14 protein-coding genes are annotated in these 19,393 nt (G+C 74.7%); 8 read left to right on the forward strand and 6 right to left on the reverse strand.

The window, feature by feature from the left end; all coding sequences use genetic code 11:
• The first annotated feature begins 99 nt into the window (after nt 1–99).
• Complete coding sequence (locus tag ACZ499_RS07575; protein WP_468673173.1) at nt 100–1,587, forward strand: NCS1 family nucleobase:cation symporter-1; 1,488 nt, start codon at nt 100–102, stop codon at nt 1,585–1,587.
• 129 nt (nt 1,588–1,716) lie between these two features.
• On the opposite strand, the gene ACZ499_RS07580 is transcribed toward ACZ499_RS07575, so the two are convergent.
• A complete protein-coding gene (locus ACZ499_RS07580) occupies nt 1,717–2,772 on the reverse strand; it encodes a lipoate--protein ligase family protein (RefSeq protein WP_468673174.1) in 1,056 nt (351 codons plus the stop codon).
• A 188-nt stretch (nt 2,773–2,960) separates the two neighbouring features.
• Between ACZ499_RS07580 and ACZ499_RS07585 the strand changes: the two genes are divergently transcribed.
• From ACZ499_RS07585 to ACZ499_RS07610, 6 genes are all read left to right on the forward strand, one after another.
• Nucleotides 2,961–4,724: a gamma-glutamyltransferase family protein gene (locus ACZ499_RS07585; RefSeq protein ID WP_468673322.1), complete on the forward strand. Its 1,764-nt coding sequence runs from the start codon at nt 2,961–2,963 to the stop codon at nt 4,722–4,724.
• An 88-nt stretch (nt 4,725–4,812) separates the two neighbouring features.
• Nucleotides 4,813–5,649 carry an inositol monophosphatase family protein gene (locus ACZ499_RS07590; RefSeq protein WP_468673175.1) on the forward strand — a complete coding sequence of 279 codons (837 nt, stop codon included), beginning with the start codon at nt 4,813–4,815 and terminating at the stop codon, nt 5,647–5,649.
• Between the two features lie 141 nt (nt 5,650–5,790).
• Nucleotides 5,791–7,206 (forward strand): phytoene desaturase family protein, encoded by a 1,416-nt coding sequence (locus tag ACZ499_RS07595; RefSeq protein ID WP_468673176.1) that lies wholly within the window; start codon nt 5,791–5,793, stop codon nt 7,204–7,206.
• A complete protein-coding gene (locus tag ACZ499_RS07600; protein ID WP_468673177.1) occupies nt 7,203–7,733 on the forward strand; it encodes an O-acetyl-ADP-ribose deacetylase in 531 nt (176 codons plus the stop codon). Before ACZ499_RS07595 ends, ACZ499_RS07600 begins: the two co-directional genes overlap by 4 nt.
• 556 nt (nt 7,734–8,289) lie before the next feature.
• Nucleotides 8,290–9,759: a DNA-3-methyladenine glycosylase 2 family protein gene (locus tag ACZ499_RS07605; RefSeq protein ID WP_468673323.1), complete on the forward strand. Its 1,470-nt coding sequence runs from the start codon at nt 8,290–8,292 to the stop codon at nt 9,757–9,759.
• Between the two features lie 11 nt (nt 9,760–9,770).
• Nucleotides 9,771–10,268, forward strand: coding sequence for a methylated-DNA--[protein]-cysteine S-methyltransferase (locus ACZ499_RS07610; RefSeq protein WP_385539524.1), 498 nt, complete (start codon nt 9,771–9,773; stop codon nt 10,266–10,268).
• A gap of 19 nt (nt 10,269–10,287) precedes the next feature.
• Here ACZ499_RS07610 and ACZ499_RS07615 read toward each other — a convergent pair whose 3' ends face one another.
• From ACZ499_RS07615 to ACZ499_RS07635, 5 genes are all read right to left on the reverse strand, one after another.
• Nucleotides 10,288–13,680: an SAV_2336 N-terminal domain-related protein gene (locus ACZ499_RS07615; protein ID WP_468673178.1), complete on the reverse strand. Its 3,393-nt coding sequence runs from the start codon at nt 13,678–13,680 to the stop codon at nt 10,288–10,290.
• 2 nt (nt 13,681–13,682) lie between these two features.
• On the reverse strand, nt 13,683–14,636 hold the full coding sequence (locus ACZ499_RS07620) for an AAA family ATPase (RefSeq protein WP_468673179.1): 954 nt from the start codon (nt 14,634–14,636) through the stop codon (nt 13,683–13,685).
• Nucleotides 14,633–16,882, reverse strand: a complete 2,250-nt coding sequence (locus ACZ499_RS07625) for a VMAP-C domain-containing protein (protein WP_468673180.1) — start codon at nt 16,880–16,882, stop codon at nt 14,633–14,635. The genes ACZ499_RS07620 and ACZ499_RS07625 overlap by 4 nt, the downstream gene beginning before the upstream one ends.
• A gap of 3 nt (nt 16,883–16,885) precedes the next feature.
• Nucleotides 16,886–17,287, reverse strand: a complete 402-nt coding sequence (locus ACZ499_RS07630; protein WP_468673181.1) for a CU044_2847 family protein — start codon at nt 17,285–17,287, stop codon at nt 16,886–16,888.
• Nucleotides 17,288–17,361: 74 nt separating this feature from the next.
• The gene (locus ACZ499_RS07635) at nt 17,362–17,847 is read right to left on the reverse strand and encodes an NUDIX domain-containing protein (RefSeq protein WP_468673324.1); all 486 of its coding nucleotides are present in this window, start codon (nt 17,845–17,847) and stop codon (nt 17,362–17,364) included.
• 152 nt (nt 17,848–17,999) lie between these two features.
• Between ACZ499_RS07635 and ACZ499_RS07640 the strand changes: the two genes are divergently transcribed.
• Nucleotides 18,000–19,154, forward strand: coding sequence for a glycerate kinase (locus ACZ499_RS07640; protein WP_468673182.1), 1,155 nt, complete (start codon nt 18,000–18,002; stop codon nt 19,152–19,154).
• Nucleotides 19,155–19,393 lie beyond the last annotated feature (239 nt).

Below are 19,393 nucleotides of genomic sequence, written 5' to 3' on the forward strand. Positions count from 1 at the left end.
GGGGCGCCCGGCCCGCACCGGGCGCCCCCGTTCCCGTAACCCGCCTCCTCCCACGGCCCGTTCGCCCTCCCCCTCGTCCCCCGAACGAATGGCCTGCCCATGACCGACACCGCGATACCGACGGACACCGCCCCGCCGGACAGCCGCTTCGCCAACGACGACCTCCGGCCGGTGCCGCCCGAGGAACGCCGCTGGACCACCTACAACTTCGCCGCCCTCTGGGTCGGCATGGCGCACAACATCCCCTCCTGGACGCTCGCCTCCGGTCTGGTCGCCCTCGGCATGGACTGGAAGCAGGCCGTGTTCACCATCGCGGTCGCCAATGTGATCGTGCTCGGGCCGATGCTGCTCACCGGGCACGCGGGACCGAAGTACGGCATCCCCTTCCCGGTCCTCGCCCGCGCCTCCTTCGGGCTGCGCGGCGCCAATCTGCCCGCGCTGATCCGCGCAGCGGTCGCCTGCTGCTGGTTCGGCATCCAGACCTGGATCGGAGGCCAGGGCGTCTTCGTCCTGCTCGGCAAGGTCTTCGGCGGCTGGGCCGATGCCTCCGAGATCGGGGGCGAGCCATGGACGCTCTGGCTCTGCTTCGTCCTCTTCTGGGCCCTGGAACTCGCCATCATCCACCGGGGGATGGAGACCCTGCGCCGGTTCGAGAACTGGGCGGCGCCGTTCGTCCTCGTCGGCGCCGTGGTGCTGCTGGTCTGGATCGCCCACAAGGCGGGTGGCTTCGGCCCGCTGCTCGACCAGCCCTCCAAGCACGGCTGGGGGCGCGACTTCTGGCCGGTCTTCTTCCCGTCGCTGATGGGCATGATCGGCTTCTGGGCGACGCTGTCCCTGAACATCCCGGACTTCACCCGCTTCGGCAAGGGCCAGCGCGCCCAGGTCTGGGGCCAGACCCTCGGTCTGCCGACCACCATGACGGCCTTCGCTCTGCTCTCGGTGCTGGTCACCTCCGGCTCGCAGGCGGTGTACGGGGTGCCGATCTGGGACCCGGTGGAGCTGGTGGCCCGGACCGACAACGTCTTCGGGCTGCTGTTCGCGCTGCTCACGGTCCTGATCGCGACGATCTCCGTCAACATCGCGGCGAACGTGGTCTCCCCGGCGTACGACCTCGCCAACCTGGCGCCCCGCTTCATCAACTTCCGTACGGGCGCGCTCATCACGGGCGTCGTCGGCGTCGTGATCTTCCCGTGGAAGCTGACGTCGACGCCCGAGCTGTACATCTTCACCTGGCTGGGTGTGGTCGGCGGCCTGCTCGGCACGGTCGCGGGCATCCTGATCGCCGACTACTGGATCATCCGCCGCACGGTCCTCGACGTGGCCGACCTGTACCGGCCGGGCGGCCGCTACTGGTACACGGCGGGCTGGAACTGGCGCGCGGTGGCCGCGTTCGCGGTCGGCGGCGTGCTGGCGGTGGGCGGCTCCTACTCCACGCTCGACCCGGAGGGCAAGAAGCTGGGCCCCTTCCCGGCGGACGGTTTGATCCCGGCCCTGAAGCCGCTGGCGGACTACGGGTGGGCCGTGGGGCTCGGGGCGGCGGTGGTGGCTTATACGGGGTTGATGGGGGCGGGGAGGCGGAGGGCGTAACGGGTGAGCCGTGCGGGGTGGTCGTGGCCGGTGCGCTCGGCCCCGGCCACGCGGCGGCGATCGCCGGGTCACGCAGCAGGTCCGGGCCCCTGGCGTCGCGCCGCTGCCGGTCTGCGCCGGCGAAGCCGGCTACGGCACCCGCGCCGTCCACTCCTCGTTGGAGAACTTCGTCTCCGCCAGCTTGCGGGCGCGGGACATCTCCTCGTCCGTGACCTTCCCCTCGGCCAGTCCGTACCGCCCGCGGAACGAGGCGATCATCCGCTCGATGACCGCTTCGCGGGGCAGGCCCGTCTGGCGGCGGAGCGGATCGACGCGCTTCTTCGCGCTCTTGATGCCCTTGTCCGAGAGCTTCTCGCGGCCGATGCGGAGGACTTCCAGCATCTTGTCGGCGTCGATGTCGTACGCCATCGTCACGTGGTGCAGCACCGCGCCCTCGTCCGCGACCACCCGCTTCTGCGCGGCGCCCGCGATCTTGCCCGCGTCCGTGGCGATGTCGTTCAGCGGCTGGTACCAGGCCTTCACGCCCATGTCGCCGAGCGCGCCCAGGACCCAGTCGTCCAGATAGGCATAGCTGTCCGCGAAGGACAGGCCCTGGACCAGGGCGTCGGGGACCGAGAGCGAGTACGTGATGGTGTTGCCCGGCTCGATGAACATGGCCCCGCCGCCCGACACCCGGCGCACCACCGTGATCCCGTGGCGCTCGGCGCCCTCCGGGTCGACCTCGTTGCGCAGCGACTGGAAGCTGCCGATCACCACCGCCGGGGCGCCCCACTCCCACACCCGCAGCGTCGGCGGGCGGCGCCCGGCCGCGACCTCGGCGGTGATCACCTCGTCCAGCGCCATGTGCAGGGCGGGGGACTGGGGGCCGTCGTGGATCAGCTGCCAGTCGTAGTCCGTCCAGTCCGTCGCGTGCGCGAGGGCGCGGCGGACCGCGACGCCGATCCCTTCCGACGTCAGTCCGTACATCGTCGTGCCCGGCGGCAGCGCCGCGTCGATACGGGCCGCGAGCCCGGCGGCGTCCGTGTCCGCCGGGGCGCCCTCCAGCGCGCTGTTGATCGCCAGGATCGCCTCGTCCGGTTCGAGGAAGAAGTCGCCCGCCACCCGCACACCGCTCAGGACGCCGCCCTCGACGTCCAGATCCACCACCACGAGCTTGCCGCCGGGGACCTTGTACTCACCGTGCACCGCTGCTCCTCCATCCGTTCCGAGCGGAATCAACGGTAGACGGCGGGTCTGACATTCCACGGCGGCCGTCGCTAGCCTGCCCGGATGGCCGATCACACAGCCCACGCCGTGCGCGCGCCGGAGAAGCCGTGAATCCGTACGCCGCGCCCCCGTTCACCACCCGGCCCACCCTCCAGGGCACCTTCGGGATGGTGTCCGCCACCCACTGGCTCGCCTCGCAGTGCGCCATGGCCGTCCTGGAGGACGGCGGCAACGCCTTCGACGCCGCCGTCGCCGCGGGCTTCGTCCTCCATGTCGTCGAGCCGCATCTGAACGGCCCGGCCGGCGAGGTGCCCGTCCTGCTCGCCCCGGCCGGGGGCGCGGTGCGGGTGCTGTGCGGCCAGGGGCCCGCGCCCGCCGGGGCGACGGCCGCCCACTACCGCTCGCTCGGTCTTGACCTGGTGCCCGGCACCGGCCCGCTCGCGGCCGCCGTGCCCGGCGCCTTCGACGCCTGGATGCTCCTGCTGCGCGACCACGGCACCAAGCCGCTCGCCGACGTACTGAAGTACGCCATCGGATACGCCGAGGACGGGCATCCGCCCGTCGAGCGGGTCGGGGAGACCGTGGAGGGCGTGCGCGCGCTCTTCGAGAGCGAGTGGCACTCCTCGGCCGAGGTGTATCTGCCGGGCGGCCGCGCCCCGCGCCCGGGGCGGCTGCTGCGCAACCCGGACCTGGCGCGGACCTGGCGCCGTGTCCTTGCGGAGTCGGCCCCTACGCGCGCGTCCGCGACCGGCGACGGCCGGGTGCGGCAGATCGAGGCCGCCCGGCGCATCTGGCGCGAGGGGTTCATCGCCGAGGCGCTGGTCGCGCAGGCGCACCGCCCCACCCTGGACACCAGCGGCGAGCGCCGCACCGGCACCCTGACGGCGGCCGACCTCGCCGGGTGGTCCGCGACGTACGAGGACCCGGTGACGTACGACTGGAACGGCTGGACCGTCTGCAAGGCCGGCGGCTGGAGCCAGGGGCCGGCGTTCCTGCAGCAACTGGCGCTGCTTCCGGACGAGTTGCCGCCGTACGGCTCCGCCGAGTACGTGCACCTCCTCGTCGAGGGGTGCAAGCTCGCCATGGCCGACCGGGAGGCCTGGTACGGGGACGCGGCCGGAGTGCCGCTCGTCGAACTGCTCTCGGACGACTACAACGCGGCCCGCCGCGCACTCGTCGGCGCGGCGGCCTCGTGCGAGCTGCGGCCCGGCAGCCCGGGCGGGCGCCCGCCGCGGATCGCCCGCGAGGCGCTACGCGCGCGTGGCCGCGACGCCGACGTACGGGCGGCGGGCGCCGGGGAGCCGACCGTGGCCCCGGACGGCGCCACCCGGGGCGACACCTGCCACCTGGACGTGGTCGACCGCTGGGGGAACATGGTCGCCGCCACCCCGAGCGGCGGCTGGCTCCAGTCCAACCCGGTCGTCCCCGAGCTCGGTTTCCCGCTCGGCACCCGGCTCCAGATGGCCTGGCTGGAGGAGGGGCTGCCGAACACGCTGACCCCTGGACGCCGCCCCCGTACGACGCTGTCGCCCACCCTCGCGCTGCGCGACGGCGTACCGGTGCTGGCGTTCGGCACGCCCGGCGGGGACCAGCAGGACCAGTGGCAGCTGCACTTCTTCCTCGCCGTCGCCCTCGGCGCGGCCGAGCGCGGCGGCCCCGGCCTCCAGGGCGCGATCGACGCCCCGAACTGGCACAACGACTCCTTCCCGAGCTCGTTCTACCCACGGGCTGCCCGGCCCGGCAGCGTCACGGTCGAGGCGCGGACCGCCGAGGAGGTGGTGGCGGGGCTGCGGCGGCGCGGGCACCGGGTCACGGTCGGCGGCGCCTGGTCACAGGGGCGGCTGTGCGCGGTCGCGCGCGACCCGGAGACCGGCATTCTGTCCGCCGCCGCGAATCCGCGCGGGATGCAGGGGTACGCGGTGGGGCGCTGACCCGGGGCGTTCGCCGACGTCACCTCGATGACGCCCGGGGTTGGGACCGTGTTCGCCGATTGTCAGTGGGGCATGTTTTGCTGGACGCATGATCGAAGGGTTGCTCACACAGTTTCTGGAAGACCGGTCGTCCGACGTCGAAGAGGCGGTCCGCAAGGCGGCGGCCGTCGAGATCATGCCGCGCTTCCGCCAGCTCGCCGCGCACGAGGTACTGGAGAAGAGCGGCCCGCACGATCTGGTGACGGTCGCCGACCGGCGCGCCGAGGAGTTCCTGACCGAGGCCCTGACCGAGCTGCTGCCCGGCTCGGCCGTCGTCGGCGAGGAGGCCGTCGCGGCCGACCCGTCGGTGTACGACGCGCTGGGCGGCGACGCGCCGGTGTGGATCGTCGACCCGGTCGACGGGACCCGCCAGTTCGTGCGCGGCGAGGAGGGCTTCTGCACGCTGGTGGCGCTCGCCCACCACGGCGAGGTGCTGGCGTCGTGGACGTACGGGGCGGCGCTCGACGTCATGGCGGTCGCGGTCCGCGGCGGCGGCGCGACGTTCAACGGCGAGGCGATACGGTCCGGGGCGCCCGCGCCCGGCGCGGCGATCGAGGTCGCCACCTCCCACCCGGACTACACGACGGAGGACCAGAAGCGCGCGCTGCTCGGGCTGCGCACCGACGGCGTCCGCCCGCGCCCGTGCGGCTCGGCCGGGCTCGAATACCTGGCGGTCGCGCGCGGCGAGCTGGACGCGGTGGCGTTCTCCTGGGAACTCGCCTGGGACCATGCGGCGGGCCTGCTCCTGGTGACCGAGGCGGGCGGGGCCCACACGACCGTGACGGGCGAGCCGTTCCGGATAACCGGCGGCAACGCACTGCCGTTCACGGCCGCCCGGGACGCGGCGACGGCGGAGCGGGTGCGGGGGCTGCTGGCGGGGGAGTGAGCGGGCGCGGTCGGACGGCCGCCCCCGGGTCGCCGCGCGGCCTCCTGCCGCAACCGTGCCCACCCCGGACCTGATTGTCCGTGGCCCGGAATATGCTGGGTGCCTTGGCCACAAGGGCGTGAGGAGTCCAAGGTGCCGTCGATGCTCGATGCCGTCGTCGTGGGGGCGGGGCCCAATGGACTGACCGCCGCGGTCGAACTGGCCAGGCGCGGCCTGTCCGTTGAGGTCTTCGAGGCCAAGGACACCATCGGGGGCGGCGCCAGGACAGCGGAGCTCACCCTCCCCGGCTTCCGCCACGACCCCTGCTCTGCCGTGCACCCGCTGGGCATCGGCTCCCCGGCATTCCGCCGGATGCCGCTCGACCGGTACGGGCTGGAGTGGCTGCACCCCGAACTGCCGATGGCGCACCCCTTCGACGACGGCACTGCGGCCGTACTCGCACGCTCGGTCGCCGAGACCGCCGCGTCGTTCGGCCCGCGCGACGCGGGCACGTACCGCAGGCTGGTGGCGCCGTACATCGGCAAGTGGGACGTCCTGGCGCGCGACTTCATGTCGCTGCCGCTGAGCGCCCTGCCCCGCGACCCGATCGGCCTCGCGCGCTTCGGTATCGACGGTGTTCCGCCGTACGCGTGGACGATGCGCCGCTTCCGGGACGACCGGGCGCGCGCCCTGATGGCCGGGCTCGTCGGCCATGTCATCGCCCCGCTGACCGGGGTGGCGACCTCCGCGGTCGGCCTGGTCTTCGCGCTCGCCGCGCACGAGAACGGCTGGCCGCTGCCGCGCGGCGGCTCGCAGTCGATCTCGGACGCGCTCGCCGCGTACCTGCGCGACCTGGGCGGCTCGGTCCACACCGGCTTCGAGGTGAAGCGGCTCGACGACCTGCCGCCCGCCCGCGCGTACGTCTTCGACACCTCACCGACCGCGCTCGCCCGGATCGCGGGCCTGGGCCGGGCGTACGAGGGGTACAAGTACGGCGCCGGCGTCTTCAAGATCGACTACGCGCTCGACGGCCCGGTGCCGTGGACCGCGGCCGAGCCGCGCCGGGCCGGGACGGTGCAGATCGGCCCGTCCAGCCGCGAGATCGGCGCCGCGCTGAGCCAGGCGTCCGGGGGCACCGCCCCCGAGACCCCGTTCCTGATCACCGCCCAGCCCAGCCTCGTCGACCCCTCGCGGGCGCCCGAGGGCAAGCACGTGTTCTGGGCGTACGGACACGTGCCGAACGGGTGGGAAGGCGACCTCACCGACGCGATCGAGCGCCAGATCGAGCGCTTCGCGCCGGGCTTCCGCGACCGGGTGCTCGCGCGCGCCACGGCGGGGCCGCCGCAGCTCGCGGCGCACAACGCCAACTACGTGGGCGGCGACATCGCGTGCGGCGCGGCGCGCGGGCTCCAGCTGCTGCTGCGGCCCACCTTGTCGCTGTTCCCGTACACGACCCGGCACCCGTCGGTGTTCCTCTGCTCCTCCGCCACCCCGCCCGGCCCCGGGGTGCACGGCATGTCCGGGCACAACGCGGCCAAGGCGGTCTGGCGGGCTCTGCGGAAGGCGGACCGGCGATGAGTGCTTCGCGCCCCCGGATCGTGCTCGTCCGGGGCGACATCACGGACCAGGCCGTGGACGCGGTGGTCAACGCGGCCAACTCCTCGCTGCTGGGCGGGGGCGGGGTCGACGGCGCGATCCACCGCCGGGGCGGGCCGGAGATCCTGGCCGAGTGCCGCCGGCTGCGCGCCTCCCACTACGGCAAGGGCCTGCCCACCGGGCGCGCCGTGGCCACGACTGCCGGCCGGCTGTCCGCGCAGTGGGTGATCCACACCGTGGGCCCGGTCTGGCAGCGCGACGAGGACCGCTCGGCCCTGCTCGCCTCCTGCTACCGCGAATCCCTGCGGGTGGCGGGGGAGTTGGGGGCGCGGACGGTGGCGTTCCCGGCGATCTCCACGGGGATCTATGGGTGGCCGTTGGACGACGGGGCGCGGATCGCTGTGCGCACGGTGCGGGAGGCCGCTGCCGCGGCTGGGTCTGTGGAGGAGGTCCGTTTCGTGCTGTTCGACGAGGGGGCGTATCGGGCGTTCGAGGAGGCTGTGGGGTAGACGTGTTTCGGCTGCGGTCAGTATGTGGCTGATCGCGCAGTTCCCCGCGCCCCTTGGGGGTTGGGGCTCGGCAGCCCGTCGGGGGAGTGGTTGTTCGGCTGCGGGTGGGTGCGGGCTGGTCGCGCGGTTCCCCGCGCCCCTGGGGGCGTGGCTGGAGGGCTGCATGCTCAGGAGCACGGAGTGTTGCCCCCGGCGGCCTTTCGGCGGCCAGGGCTGCCCCCCGCAACCTTTTCGCCGGCCGGGGCTCCAACCCTCAGCAGCACTTCAGCCGCCAGGCCTCCAACCCCCTTAGGGGCGCGGGGAACTGCGCGGCCGGCTCACCATGGCCCGCAGTCGAAGACGCACCCGGCCGGGGCGCCCCCAACCCCCTGAGGGCGCGGGGAACTGCGCGGTCGGCGGCCCACCCCCACCCACAGCCGAAGAACCACCGAGGCCCGACCCAGCCCAGCCCCTCCCTGCCCACCGAAGGTAGATGTCGGATTCCTGCCAGCGACACCCCCTCCCCATAGCCGATCCTTGACCCATGAATCCCGCCGCCCCCGCGGCCCCCGCCGCCATGCACACCGATACCGAGCGCTGCGTGCGGGCCGTCCAGTCCAAGGACGCCCGTTTCGACGGCTGGTTCTTCACTGCCGTGCTCACCACCCGTATCTACTGCCGGCCCAGCTGCCCGGTGGTGCCGCCGAAGGTCGAGAACATGACCTTCTATCCGAGCGCCGCCGCCTGCCAGCAGGCCGGGTTCCGGGCCTGCAAGCGGTGCCGCCCGGACACCACGCCCGGCTCGCCGGAGTGGAACGCGCGCGCCGACTCCGTGGCCCGCGCCATGCGGCTCATCCGGGACGGTGTCGTCGACCGCGAGGGCGTGTCCGGGCTCGCCGCGCGGCTCGGCTACAGCGCCCGCCAGATCGAGCGCCAGCTGCGCGCCGAGCTGGGCGCCGGACCGCTCGCCCTGGCCCGTGCCCAGCGCGCCCAGACCGCCCGGATCCTCATCGAGACCACCGCGCTCCCGATGGCCGACGTCGCCTTCGCGGCGGGCTTCGCCTCGGTGCGCACCTTCAACGACACCGTCCGCGAGGTCTTCGCGCTCGCCCCCACCGAGCTGCGCGCCCGCGCCGCGCGGGGCGTCGCCCGCCGGGCCCCCGGCTCGATCGCCCTGCGGCTGCCCTACCGCGCCCCGCTCAACCCGGACAACCTCTTCGGGCATCTGGCCGCCACAGCAGTGCCCGGCGTGGAGGAGTGGCGCGGCGGCGCGTACCGCCGCACGCTCTCCCTGCCGTACGGGCACGGCATCGTCGAACTCACCCCCGGGCCCGACCACATCGGCTGTCTGCTCTCGCTCACCGATCTGCGCGACCTCACCATCGCCATCAGCCGCTGCCGCTGGATGCTCGACCTCGACGCCGACCCGGTCGCCGTCGACGACCGGCTGCGCGCCGACCCGCTGCTCGCCCCGCTGGTCGACAAGGCTCCCGGCCGCCGGGTGCCGCGTACCGTCGACGCGGCGGAGTTCGCCGTACGGGCGGTGCTCGGCCAGCAGGTCTCCACGGCCGCCGCCCGTACCCACGCGGCCCGGCTGGTGACCGCGCACGGCGAGCCGGTCGAGGACCCGGCGGGCGGCCTCACCCATCTGTTTCCGACGTCGCAGGCGCTGGCCGGGCTCGATCCGGAGGCCCTGGCCCTGCCGCGCAGCCGCCGCGCCACCCTCACCACACTGGTCGCGGGCCTGGCCGACGGCAGCATCCCCCTGGGCTTCGACACCGACTGGGACCGGGCGCGGGCCCAGCTCCTGGAGCTGCCGGGCTTCGGCCCCTGGACCGTCGAGGTGATCGCGATGCGGGCGCTCGGCGACCCGGACGCCTTCCTCCCCTCCGACCTGGGAGTGCGCCGCGCGGCCCAGTCGCTCGGCCTGCCCTCCTCGCCCGCCGCCCTCACCGCGAGCGCCGCCGCCTGGCGCCCGTGGCGGGCCTACGCCGTCCAGTACCTCTGGGCCACCGACGACCACCCCATCAACAACCTCCCTGCGTGAGGACGTTCACGATGACCACCACACACACCGTCACCGACAGCCCGTACGGCCCGCTCACCCTCGTCGCCGAGGACGGCGTGCTCAGCCGCCTCTACATGGAGAACCAGCGCCACCGGCCGCCCCAGGAGACGTTCGGCGAACCCGACGACGGCGGCCCGTTCCCCGAGGTGATCCGCCAGCTCGGCGCGTACTTCGCGGGCGAACTCACCGACTTCGACCTGGACCTCGACCTGCGCGGCACCGACTTCCAGCGTGCGGTCTGGGACCAGCTGCGCCACATCCCGTACGGCGAGACCCGCTCGTACGGCGAACTCGCCCAGTTGCTCGGCAACCCCGGCGCCTCCCGCGCGGTGGGCCTGGCCAACGGCAAGAACCCGGTGGGCATCATCGTCCCCTGCCACCGAGTGATCGGCTCCACGGGAAGCCTGACGGGGTACGGCGGCGGCCTCGACCGCAAGCAGCGGCTGCTGGCCTTCGAGAAGGGGGCGGGGGAGGACGCGCTGTTCTGACCTCACCGGCCGACCACCCTCAGTCGCCCATGAGCAGCGCGCCCAGGCGCAGGAACGCCTTGTACGTCTCCGGCGCCAGCCACGACAGCTCCACCGTGCTGCCGGTCGTCAGATGGCCGTCGCGGGGGATGGTGAGGACGCCCCGGCAGCGGGAGCTGAGGCTGCGGATGGTGGCCGCGTCCAGGGTCCAGCCGGCGGCCGGGCGGCTGTGGTTGAGGACGACCACGGCCTCCGCCACCAGGTCGGGGCGGCCCAGCGCCACCAGGCGGTCGACGGCCTGCTGGGCCTGGGTGACCCCGGCCGGGTCGGCCCGGGAGACGATCACCACCCGGTTGGCGAGCTCCAGCATCGCCTGCGGGAACCTGTCCGTGTCGGCTAGCGTGATGTCGAAGTACGGCGCCGTCACCTCCGCGACCGTGCGGTACTCCTGGTCCGAGAACTGGCCGGCCGTCGGCGGATGGGACACCGAGTCGTTGGCGAGCACCATCAGCCCGGAGCGGTGCTGGGAGAGGAAGAGGCGCAGCACCTCGAAGCCGGTGACCTCGGGGGCGGAGTGGGCCAGTTCGGTCAGCCGGGCCGCCGTGGCCCGGTAGACCCGGCGCGCGATGTGGATGTGGCTGCCCGCGTGCCGGTCCGTGTCGACGGCGAGCACCCGCTCCTGGCGCTGCTCGGCGAGGATCGCGCCGAGCACGGTGGTCGTCGTGGTGCAGCCCGCCCGGTCCTTGACCCCGAGGACCGCGATCCGCAACGGCTGGCGCAGCGGCGCCCGGATCGTCCGGATCCACTCCTCGCGGACCGAATCGTCCTCCGGGGCCGCCTCGGCGTCGGCCGCGACCTCGTCGTCGTCCTCGGCGGCCTCGTCGTCCCACTCCACCGGCATCAGCATCAGCGCGCCGAACGCCTCGGCCATCTCCCGCGCGGTCGGCCGGGCCTCGGGCTCCTCGTCCACGGAGCGCAGCAGCAGATCGCGCAGACTCTCCTCCAGGCGGCGGAACTCCGGGTGGTGGCGCAGCACGTCGTGCTCGTACCAGCGCCAGTGCCGCCCGGTCACGGCTTCGAGCAGGATGGTGCCGACCGCGTACACATCGCCGGCGGCGATCCGGGACTCGCTCCATGGCGTCACCTCGGGCGCCCGGTAGGGCGAGTTGCTGGGCATGACCAGCGAGGAGGCGCTGGAGGCGCCGTCGATCCGGGCCGACGCCCAGCTGATGATGTGCAGCGTCCGCTCGGTGACGAGCACCGTGCCGGGCGTGAGCGAGCCATGGACGAGCCCTCTGCGGTGGCAGCGGTTGACCGCCCGCGCCAGGCTCCAGCCCAGCCAGGCGAGGAGTGAGGAGTCGCGCAGCGGCCCGGCGGCCTGGAGCACCGCGCGCAGGGTCGGCGCGGGCAGCCCGGTGCTGAGCGTGTCGAGCCGCAGCGCGATCCAGGGCGTGGTCTCGTCGAGGTCGCTGGCGAGCACCCCCGGCGCGTACACCCCGTCCATCCGCCGCAGCGCCCGGTACTCGGTGGCGAGCAGCTCGCGGGCGACGGGCGGGTCCGAGGTGTGGGCGACCCGCAGCAGCACCTCCTGGCCGTCCAGGTCCGCGCCGATGTACGCGACGGGCTTGGTGCCGGTGTCCTGGCGCATCAGCAGCGTGTACGGCCCCAGCCCGTGCAGGTCCTGGAGCCGCAGCGGCAGCCAGGACGGCGCCCTGTCCAGCCCGGACGGCAGCCGCACCTCCTCGTACTCGGTGACCGCCGGGGGCGCCGGCACCGACGCCATCGGACGGGCGCCCAGATGCGTCAGCAGCCGGTCCTCCAGCCAGGCGAACGGCCTTGTCCCCGGCAGGAGTTCGCCCGTCCCCGACGGGTGGGCGAGCCAGGCCGGGAAGTCGGGGGAGCGGCCCACCAGCGTGGCCAGGCGGTCGGTCACCGCGCGGGTGGTGCGCAGCAGGTCGATCGGGGAGGCGGTGTCGAGCAGGATCTCCTGGACGCCGTCGAGGAAGCCGAAGCGGCGGTGCTGGGCGGGGAGTCCGGCGCCGGGCGGGTCGGCCTGGCGCATCAGCCCGCCGAGGAACACCTCGGCCAGGTGTGCGGTGTCCGAGCGCCACGGCACGGCCGCCTGCACCAGCCGCATCACCGGCACCGTCAGCGGCGAGATGGCCGCGAGGTGCGCGGCGAGCCGGTACGCCTGCGGGGACGCCGCGTCCCGGAACCGCAGCACCGCGTCGGCCGGGTCCGTGCCCCGGGTGGCCGCCTCGCCCCGGAGGCCGCGCACGCCCGGCGGAGCGAGCAGCGGCAGCTCCGCGCTGGCCCCGGGCGAGGCCACCAGGCGCGCCCAGGTGGCGACGGCCGGGGGATACGGCTCCAGTACGGGGACGGGCACCCCCGGGAAGCGGTCGCCGAGGCCCGGCGGCAGCAGCGGGTCGGTCACCTCCCAGGTGTGGTTGGCCGCGCCGCGCCGCCGCGTCGTCACCGACCACTGCTCCGAGCGGATGCCCGAGGCGTCCCACATGTGGGAGGGCAGCGCGTGCACCACCGCCGTCGGGCCCTGCCGGGCCCAGCGTTCCAGGGCGGTGTGCATCCGCCCGTCCCGCCAGCACGCCCCCACCCCGTCGCTGATCACCAGGACCAGGGTGCGGCCCGACGGGTCGGCGGCGGACGCGGGGGAGAGCAGCGGCCCGCCGGGGTCGAAGGGGCGCACCTTGAGGCCGGGCGCGGTGTCCGAGCGGGCGTCCAGGCCGTGCACCCGGATGTCGCGGAAGGCGCCCAGCCGCTCGAAGACGGACCGCAGTTCGGTGGCGAGCCTGCGCCACAGCAGCATCGAGAGGCCGTCGTCGATGAGCAGGGTGAGATCCAGCCAGCGGCGCCGCGCGGGCCGCAGCACCACGTCGGGAAGGCCGCTCTCGGCCATCGCGGTGGCGGTCGCCTCCTCGTCGAACTCCCAGAAGTGCGAGCCCGGATGGGGCTGCTTCAGCAGCCGCAGGGACCGGCTCAGACGCAGCTCCCCGTCGCCGAGCGCCTTCTCCTCGGGCACCCGCACCGGCAGCGCCCCGGCGCCGCGTTCAGGGCGGTGCGGGGAGGCGGTCGCGCCGGTGAACTCGGGGGCGCTGCGGGCGGCCGCCGCCGCGTGCAGGGCGCCCAACAGCTGGGTGGGGAGCGGCGGTTGGGAGCCGGCCCCCTCCTTGGCGTCGCCCTCCCCGAGCCCGGGTGGCACCACCGTGCCTTCGGGCGGTGTCGGCGGCCCCGCCCACGCCTCCGGGCCCGGCTGCCGCACCCGGTCCGGCGCCAGAGCGCTCGCCAGCGGTGCGGCGGCGCCGCTCGGCAGCCGGGCGGCCAGCCACAGCGTGTCCAGGAGCTCGTGCGTGGACAGCTCGTGGCCCACCAGGGCGGCGAGTCCCGCCAGGGCGTCGGAGGGCTCCGCGCGCGGCACGGCTAGACCGATCCGCCCAGCCGGTGGAGCACCGCGTCCAGCAGGCCCTCGGCGTTCAGGTTCACCCCGCCCTTGCGCAGGAACACGGCGTTGAGCAGCTGGTCCGTGGCGAGCTCGCCCGGCGCCCGGCGGTTCAGGAACGCGTGCAGCAGGTCGTCGACGCCTTCGAGGGCCCGCTCGCCCAGGTGCGCGGCCACGATGTCCCGCAGCCGCTCCTCGTCCGGATCCGGCAGGTCGAGGCGGACGCAGCGCCGCAGGAACGCGGGCGGGAAGTCCCGCTCGCCGTTGCTGGTGATCACCACCACCGGGAACTCGCGGCAGCGCACCACGCCGCGGGCGACCGTGACCCGTCCGCCCTCGGGGTCATGGGTGAGCACCGGCACCTCGGACTGCGCCTCCGGCAGCCGCGACAGCTCGGGGATCTCGAACTCGCCCTCCTCGAACACCGTCAGCAGGTCGTTGGGAAGATCGACGTCTCCCTTGTCGAGTTCGTCGACCAGGAGGACCCGCGGCCGCTCGCGCGGGACGAGCGCGGTGCCCAGCGGCCCCAGGCGGACGAAGGTGCCGATGTCGGGCTCGGGCGCGCCGCGCTCCTGGCGCAGATGGGTCTCGCGCAGCCGCCCGATGGCGTCGTACCCGTACAGCGCGTCCTTGAGCACCGACCGGCTGTTGACCGGCCACTGGAGCACCGGGCCGAGCGACAGCTCGTGCGCGACGGCGTGTGCCAGCGAGGACTTGCCGGTGCCGGGGTGCCCGGTGACCAGGAGGGGCCGGCGCAGATGCAGCGCGGCGCTCACCACGTCGGCCTCGGTGCGGCCGATCAGATACGGGCGGTGGCGCACCCGCGTCCCCGGGGCGCCGTTGGCGAACTGCCGCCACGGCGGCGCCTCGGGGAAGGCCACCTCCCGTGCCGTGCGGTCGCCGCGGAAGAGCCGCCACCCGTCGTTCTCCGTCATGTCGCCTGATCCGTTCCTTCCGAGGGGCGGGCGATTCCTTCCGGTCCCAGCGAGGGGTCGGCGAGCTGCAGCTCGTCGGGGAGCGGCAACCCGGCGTCCTCCCACACCAGCGCCGGCCGTGCGGGCACCGCCGGGTCCATATAGGCGCGGACCCTGAAGTGCCGGACTCTTTCCGGGAGTTCGTCGACGGGGCCGTACGGATTCGCCCCGTCGAGCCGGGCGGCGTCACCCGGCTCCCCGGCCGCGCGGTCCCACAGGACGATCGGCACCCCCATCGCCAGACAGAAGTGCAGCAGTCGCGTCCGGCTGCCGGGGGGTCCGTGCACTATGACGCGGGCGGCGTCGTAGTGGGTTGTCTTGAGCAGCCGGATGAGCTCCATCTCGTCGGAGATCCGGTGGTCCGCGACGAGCGGTTCGCTCTGGTGCCGGGCGCCCCAGCGGCGCTTCAGGTCGCCCGCGCCGGTGCGCGAGCGGCGTCTGATCTGCGGGCAGCGCAGTACGAGGTGGAAGTCCTCGCCCAGCGGCGCCGGGAAGAACTCGTCGGCGCTCGCCCCGTCCCACTCGTCCACCGCCAGGTGCAGCGCGTCCGGGGCGACGGACACAGCGACCAGCGCCACGTTCTGCCCGGCACCCTCCGCGCCCCCGGCCACCTCGCGCACCAGCCGGGCGATCTCCCGCCCGGTGCGCGGCCGTTCGGTGCCGGTGGCGGCGCGGGCGGCCGTGCCGTCGGCGCGCATCCGCCACACCGCGCACCGGTAGCGGTCGGCCGGGTCCTTGGGGTGGCGGCTGAGCTCCACCAGGACGCGGACTCCGGTGCCGGCCGACCGGTTCGACCAGCGCGCCGCGTCCGCCCGGCGCTCGCCCAGGGCCGAGAGGTGGATGCCGAGCCTGGTCGCGACCCGGCCGCTCCAGTCCTGGAGCGCCTCGCAGGCGATGCCGCCGGTCTCGGCGGCCGCGTACTCCACGACCCGCAGCAGGGCCGGCAGCCGGGGCGTCTCGTCCGGCACCGGCGAGCCGTCGCCGGGCCACTCCTCCAGCTCGCGCACCGCGCCCGGCACGTCGTCGGGGTCGAGCCGCGCGGCCGTCAGCGAACGGGGCAGATCCACATAGGGCAGCGCCGCCGTAGCCGCCCGGGGAAGCAGCCCCGGGTCCTGGCGGGTGAGATGGTCCCACTTCACCAGCAGCGCCCGGTGTTCGGCGACGGAGAGCAGCCCGGCCGCGTCGGTGAGCCGGCCGAGCGCGAGCAGCCGGTCCAGCTGGGCGCGGCCCCGCGTGTCGGTCAGGGACGGGGCGAGCGACTCGGCCAGCGTGGGCAGCGCGCGCTCGACCGTGCACAGCAGCACCGCCAGCTCCTCCACCGACGGGGCCGTCCCGTCCGCCCGGGTGCGCAGACCGAGGGCCGCCCCGAGCGCGGTGGAGTGCGCCGCCCGTACGGTCGGATCGCCCAGCAGGGCGTGCAGCGGGCCGGCCATCATGTCCCGCACCGACTCGTCGCCCGCCGCGGCGGCGGGCTCGCCCGCACCCGGTGGCGCCGGGTCTGGGGCCGCCCCGACCCGTAACAGCTCCTGCCGGACCGACTGCCAGGTCAGGCCCCAGCTGCGACGCACGGTGTGCTGGGTGTCGAACGACCCGCCCGGCGGGGTGATCCTGCCCATCACCAGCCCCACCGCGGCGCCGTCGGCAGGTGACCACAGGGGCCCGCCGCTGTATCCGTCGTCGACGGCCGCGCCGGAGAGCTTGCCGTCGAGATAGCCGATCCGCCCGTCGCACGAGCCGACCTGGACGTCCGCGTACGAGAAGGGCTGGCCGCCGCCGTACCAGGCCCGCACCAGCTGCCCGGCCCGCATGTCCAGCCAGCGCACCGGGCCCACCGGGGGCGGCGGTTCCTCGTCCAGCTCCAGTACGGCCAGGTCGCCGCCCCACTCCAGGGAGCCGTCGGCCACCGGCCCCTGATGGTGCGCGGCGCGCGGCGGCACCCAGGCCACCAGGCGCGCCTGCCGGGCGTCGGCGGCGCCCGCGGCCAGCGCAGGGAAGGAGACGTCGAGGGTGACCGCGCCCGGGTCGCGCGGGCTCAGCATCCGCAGGCCCAGCGCGGCGTTGACGACGTGTGCGCAGGTCAGCAGTCTGCGGCCGGCGAGATAGACGCCCGCGCCCGCGGTCCGCCCCCGGTCGGCCGAGAGCACCCGCACCAGCGCGCCGCGCGCGTCGGCCGACGGGTCCGCGCCCGGCGCCTTGAACCAGCCCACGGCTCAGCTGCCGCCGTCGGCGCCGTCGGGCCGCAGCTGCCAGGTCGCCGAGACGGTCATGCTGGCCTGGCCGTTGGCGCCCACGATCCCGAGCTTGAGGTCCTGGCCGATCTGGAGGCCGAAGCAGACGTCGAGGGAGTCGGGCGGGTCGGGGATGCCCCGTACGGAGTCGTGCACCTGCTGGAGGAAGGGCCCGAGCGGTCGCAGTACGGCCGCGAGCGTGTCCGTGGCGAGCGCGGCGACCCGCTCGCGGCGGCGCCCGACGGGCGTCGCCCCGCCTACCCCGCCCGGCAGGTCGTCGTCCGCTGCCGGGGCCGTCGTTCTCGGTCCGCCGACGGGCGTGAGCTCGACTCTGACCCGGGCGCCGTCGTCGAGGATGAGTTCCATGTAGTCGTCATGCGGCACGGGGATATTGTGGGGCCAACCGGCGTTGGGGGCAGCATGGTTGACGGAATGCGATGACGTAGATCCCGTGGTCGTCAGCCCACCGTTCGGCCGTTCTCCAGCTCCGCCGTACCCGCCCCCGCCGTCAGCACGTCGAGTGCCGCGAGCACCCGGTCACCCAGTTGGCCCGGCAGATACGCGGTGATCTCCTCGCGCGGGACCAGCCGCCAGTCGAGCAGCTCCTCCTCCTGGAGGCGGATCGCCCTCAGCCGCTCCTCGGGGAGGACGCCGCCGTCGTACACGTACGCGGCGATCGGTGGCCGGTCCGGGCCCGGCACCCAGTCGACCGCGAGCAGCCGTCCGGGGCTCACGTCCAGGCCGATCTCCTCCAGAGTCTCGCGCCGGGCGGCCTGGCGAGGGGTCTCGCCCTGGTCGGACTCGATCGTGCCGCCGGGGAGGGCCCAGCCGTCACGGTAGTTGGGCTGGACGAGGAGTACGTGGCCCCGGTCGTCGCGGATGAGGGTGGCTGCGCCGGCGAGGATGCGGGGGAGGGGCGCCGGCGCCGGAATGATCGATCGAATCCGTGCTCATGGCGCCCCACCATGGTTCGCGCCATGGAGGTTTCGTGGGGTGGCACGCCGTTCCGCCGTACATGACACCTATGGGCAGGGGCGCGTGCGGCGGATAGGGTCGGAGCGGCGCGACTGCCTGTTCGACAGCAAGGGATTAGCAAGTGACGGACGGAGCAGTTTTCGAAGCCGCGCGCGTGCTGGTGGCGGCGGACAAGTTCAAGGGCTCGCTCACGGCCGTACAGGTCGCGGAGCGGGTGACGGCCGGGCTGCGGCGGGTCGTCCCCGGTCTGCCGGTGGAGACCCTGCCGGTCGCCGACGGCGGCGACGGCACGGTCGCGGCGGCGATCGCGGCCGGGTTCGCCCGCCGCGAGGCCCGGGTCACCGGCCCGCTCGGCACCCCGGTCACGGCGGCCTTCGCGGTACGGGACGGGGTGGCCGTGGTGGAGATGGCGGAGGCGTCCGGCCTCCAGCACCTCCCCGACGGCGTCTTCGCCCCGCTGACCGCCACCACGTACGGCTCGGGCGAGCTGCTGCTCGCCGCGCTCGACGCGGGCGCGCGGACCATCGTGTTCGGGGTGGGCGGCAGCGCCACCACGGACGGCGGCGCGGGCATGCTCTCGGCGCTCGGCGCCCGCTTCCTGGACGCGGCGGGTGAGCCCCTGGCGCCGGGCGGCGGCCCCCTGGCGACGCTGGCGACGGCGGACCTCTCCGGCCTCGACCCCCGTTTCGCCTCGGTCGGCCTGGTCCTGGCCAGCGACGTGGACAACCCGCTCACGGGGCCCAAGGGGGCGCCCGCGGTGTACGGGCCGCAGAAGGGCGCCACGCCCGAGGACGTGGCGACCCTGGACGCGGCGCTCGGCCACTTCGCCGAGGTCCTGGAGGCGTCCGTGGGCGCCCGTGCGGCCGAGGCGGCCCTCGCCCCGGGCGCGGGCGCGGCGGGCGGTATCGGCTACGGCGCGCTGGTCGCCCTGGGGGCCACGTTCCGGCCGGGTATCGAGGTCATGCTGGACGTCCTCGGCTTCGCCCCGGCCCTGGCCCGGGCCACCCTGGTGATCACCGGCGAGGGCTCGCTCGACGAGCAGACCCTGCACGGCAAGGCTCCGGCGGGCGTGGCGGCGGCGGCCCGGGCGGCCGGCATCGAGGTGGTCGCGGTCTGCGGCCGCCTGGCCCTGCTCCCGGAGGCCCTCGGCACGGCGGGCATCCGCCGCGCGTACCCCCTCACGGCCCTGGAGCCGGACCCGGCGCGCTGTATGGCGGAGGCGGGGCCGCTGCTGGAGCGCGTGGCGGAGCAGATCGCCCAGGACTTCCTGAGCTGACCGCTTTCGGCTGCGGACCGTAGTGGGCTGATCGCGCCCACGCGGCGGAGCCGCATATGTCACAGCCCCGTGCCCCTGACCCCCAGGGGCGCGGGGAACTGCGCGACAAGCCAGCGACGGCTCCCTGCCGCGCGACGAGCCGATGCGCCCCGAACGGAGCGGCATACCGGCCAAGGACGGCCCGCAGCCGAGCCGCAAAGCGGAAAGGCCCCGGACCACGAGGTCCGGGGCCTTGCACG

The sequence above is a fragment of the Streptomyces sp. NPDC031265 genome (assembly GCF_055570295.1).

What these genes read in the sequence shown, in the direction of transcription:
- ACZ499_RS07575 (WP_468673173.1), top strand. Translation starts at nt 100, where the DNA reads ATGACCGACACCGCGATACCGACGGACACCGCCCCGCCGGACAGCCGC.
- ACZ499_RS07585 (WP_468673322.1), top strand. Translation starts at nt 2,961, where the DNA reads ATGGTGTCCGCCACCCACTGGCTCGCCTCGCAGTGCGCCATGGCCGTC.
- ACZ499_RS07590 (WP_468673175.1), top strand. Translation starts at nt 4,813, where the DNA reads ATGATCGAAGGGTTGCTCACACAGTTTCTGGAAGACCGGTCGTCCGAC.
- ACZ499_RS07595 (WP_468673176.1), top strand. Translation starts at nt 5,791, where the DNA reads ATGCTCGATGCCGTCGTCGTGGGGGCGGGGCCCAATGGACTGACCGCC.
- ACZ499_RS07600 (WP_468673177.1), top strand. Translation starts at nt 7,203, where the DNA reads ATGAGTGCTTCGCGCCCCCGGATCGTGCTCGTCCGGGGCGACATCACG.
- ACZ499_RS07605 (WP_468673323.1), top strand. Translation starts at nt 8,290, where the DNA reads ATGCACACCGATACCGAGCGCTGCGTGCGGGCCGTCCAGTCCAAGGAC.
- ACZ499_RS07610 (WP_385539524.1), top strand. Translation starts at nt 9,771, where the DNA reads ATGACCACCACACACACCGTCACCGACAGCCCGTACGGCCCGCTCACC.
- ACZ499_RS07620 (WP_468673179.1), bottom strand. Translation starts at nt 14,636, where the DNA reads ATGACGGAGAACGACGGGTGGCGGCTCTTCCGCGGCGACCGCACGGCA.